Consider the following 2,671-nt stretch of genomic DNA (forward strand, 5'->3'; position numbering starts at 1 on the left):
CCGGGGATCGGCGCGTAGCGGCGCGGGTACGTTCGGGGTATGGGTCTGTCGTGGTGGTGGCTGCTTGCCGGTGTGGTCGTGCTCGGGCTGCTCGTGTCGCTGGTCGACGCGTGGGGGCGGAGCGACCGGGGACCGCGGGGCCGGCGGCGTCCGCCCCGGGGGCCCGGCGGGGCGCGGGAGCGGGAGCCGCGCCCGGGCGAGATCTGGTGGGCGCTGGTGCCGTTCGAGGACGGGCCGGGGGCGAAGGACCGGCCGTGCCTGGTGCTGTCGGTGGGGGCGCGCGCCGCGCGGGTCATGAAGATCACGAGCCGTCAGCACCCGGAATCCAGGCCGGAGTGGTGGCGCTACCGCCCGGCACAGTGGACGACCGCCAGAAACGGAGCAGCTAAATGAAGACGGAGGAGCGCCGGAAGGTACCAATGCGGGATTTCCGCCGCCGGGTGGGCCGAGTGGACGCGGAGGTGTGGGAGCGGGCCAGAAAAAAGATGAGGGGGCGGGCGATACCTTAGGGCGAAGGCGGAACCCCGGTCGTGTCGTGGGGTTCCGCCCTTCTTTGTCCGTGCTCGCGCGGGGGTCAGGCCCAGAGCTGGCCCTGCAAGGTCGCGATGGCCGCTTCCGTCGTCGGGGCCGTGTAGACGCCCGTCGAGAGGTACTTCCAGCCGGCGTCGGCGACGACGAAGGCGATGTCGGCCTCCTCGCCCGCCTTGACGGCCTTCCTGCCCATGCCGATGGCCGCGTGGAGCGCCGCACCGGTGGAGATGCCCGCGAAGATGCCCTCCTCCTGGAGGAGTTGGCGGGTGCGGGTGACGGCGTCGGCGGAGCCGACGGAGAAACGGGTGGTGAGGACGGTCTCGTCGTACAGCTCGGGGACGAAGCCCTCGTCGAGGTTGCGGAGGCCGTAGACGAGGTCGTCGTAGCGCGGTTCGGCGGCGACGATCTTCACGTCCGGCTTGTGCTCGCGCAGGTAGCGGCCCACGCCCATGAGGGTGCCGGTCGTGCCGAGCCCGGCGACGAAGTGGGTCACCGAAGGGAGGTCGGCGAGGAGTTCGGGGCCCGTCGTGGCGTAGTGGGCGCCCGCGTTGTCCGGGTTCCCGTACTGGTAGAGCATGACCCAGTCGGGGTGTTCGGCCGCGAGGCCCTTGGCGACGCGCACGGCGGTGTTGGAGCCGCCCGCCGCCGGGCTGGGGATGATCTCCGCGCCCCACATGGCGAGGAGTTCGCGCCGTTCCTGGCTGGTGTTCTCGGGCATGACGCACACCATGCGGTAGCCCTTGAGCTTGGCGGCCATGGCGAGCGAGATGCCCGTGTTGCCGCTCGTGGGCTCCAGGATCGTGCAGCCGGGCGTGAGCCGCCCGTCCTTCTCGGCCTGTTCGACCATGTGGAGCGCGGGGCGGTCCTTGACCGAGCCCGTGGGGTTGCGGTCCTCCAGCTTCGCCCACAGGCGCACGCCCTCCCCCGGCGAGAGCCGGGGGAGCTGGACGAGCGGGGTGTTGCCGACAGCGGCGAGAGCGCTCTCGTACCGCATCAGCTCGCGCCGCCGGCGACGGCGGGGAGGATCGTGACGCTGTCGCCGTCGCTGAGCTTGGTGCTGATGCCGTCGAGGAAGCGGACGTCCTCGTCGTTGAGGTAGACGTTGACGAAGCGGCGGAGCTTGCCGTCGTCGACGATGCGCTCCTGGATGCCCGCGTGGCGGCTGTCGAGGTCGGCGAAGAGCTCGGCGAGCGTGTCCCCGCTGCCCTCGACGGCCTTGGCGCCGTCGGTGTAGGTGCGGAGGATGGTCGGGATACGGACCTCGATGGCCATGGCGGTCTCCTGTTCGGGAGGTCGTGGGCGCGCGGCGGCGCCTCGGTGCGGCGGTACGGGAAGGGGGCGCCGTGGTGCGCGCCGCTCGCCGGGACCGGCCTGCGGCGCGCGGGAGATCAGCGCTCAGCGCGGACAGAGGGCGCCGGCGACGCGGCAGAGGTCGACGTGGCGACGTGCCGTGAGCAGCGGGGTGCCCGGCTCCTGAGTACGCACGTCGAGGTCAACCATGGGGGCATCGTAACGATTCCCGGGCCGGTTCCCCGAGGGGTGTCCCGAGGCGCGGACGCCCGGCGTTCACATGCTGGCGCGGGAGGCCCGGCCCCGCCCACCGGCCGCCGCGCCGGAGACCTCCCCGCCGTACCCGTGCCTCGGTACCCGTGCCTCAATACCTGTGTCTCAGTACCTGTGTCTCAGTACGCCGCCACGACCTTCACGTCCTCCTCCGTGACCACGCCGTCCACGATCCGGTAGGAGCGGAACTGGAAGGGCCCCGCCTCGTCGGTGTCGGCGGTGGAGACGAGGACGTAGTGGGCGCCCGGCTCGTTGGCGTAGGAGATGTCCGTGCGCGAGGGGTACGCCTCGGTCGCGGTGTGGGAGTGGTAGACGATCACGGGTTCCTCGTCGCGGTCGTCCAGCTCGCGGTAGAGGCGGAGCAGGTCGCCCGAGTCGAACTCGTAGAAGGTGGGCGAGCGGGCCGCGTTGAGCATGGGGACGAACCGCTCCGGGCGGCCGGTGCCCTCGGGTCCCGCGACGATGCCGCACGCCTCGTCGGGGTGGTCCGCCCGCGCGTGGGCGACGATCCGGTCGTACAGCTCCTGGGTGAGGGTCAGCATGGGGGCCAGCCTAGACGGACCGTACGCGCGTGCGG

Annotated in this window: 4 protein-coding genes and 1 pseudogene; 1 reads left to right on the forward strand and 4 read right to left on the reverse strand. The window is 72.0% G+C overall.

Annotation, left to right across the window (positions count from 1 at the left end; all coding sequences use genetic code 11):
- Positions 1–39: 39 nt before the first annotated feature.
- Positions 40–509, forward strand: a pseudogene (locus SSBG_RS09460) (type II toxin-antitoxin system PemK/MazF family toxin).
- A gap of 65 nt (positions 510–574) precedes the next feature.
- Here the strand turns inward: SSBG_RS09460 and SSBG_RS09465 are convergent.
- The 4 genes from SSBG_RS09465 to SSBG_RS09475 all read right to left on the reverse strand — a co-directional run bounded on the left by SSBG_RS09465 (position 575) and on the right by SSBG_RS09475 (position 2,636).
- On the reverse strand, positions 575–1,525 hold the full coding sequence (locus tag SSBG_RS09465) for a PLP-dependent cysteine synthase family protein (RefSeq protein WP_008745950.1): 951 nt from the start codon (positions 1,523–1,525) through the stop codon (positions 575–577).
- Positions 1,525–1,803, reverse strand: coding sequence for a MoaD/ThiS family protein (locus SSBG_RS09470; protein WP_008745951.1), 279 nt, complete (start codon positions 1,801–1,803; stop codon positions 1,525–1,527). The genes SSBG_RS09465 and SSBG_RS09470 overlap by 1 nt, the downstream gene beginning before the upstream one ends.
- 123 nt (positions 1,804–1,926) lie before the next feature.
- Positions 1,927–2,031, reverse strand: a complete 105-nt coding sequence (locus tag SSBG_RS35700) for a putative leader peptide (protein WP_010295339.1) — start codon at positions 2,029–2,031, stop codon at positions 1,927–1,929.
- A 182-nt stretch (positions 2,032–2,213) separates the two neighbouring features.
- The gene (locus tag SSBG_RS09475; protein WP_008745952.1) at positions 2,214–2,636 is read right to left on the reverse strand and encodes a Mov34/MPN/PAD-1 family protein; all 423 of its coding nucleotides are present in this window, start codon (positions 2,634–2,636) and stop codon (positions 2,214–2,216) included.
- Positions 2,637–2,671 lie beyond the last annotated feature (35 nt).

The sequence above is a fragment of the Streptomyces sp. SPB074 genome (assembly GCF_000154905.1).
Lineage (GTDB): Bacteria > Actinomycetota > Actinomycetes > Streptomycetales > Streptomycetaceae > Streptomyces.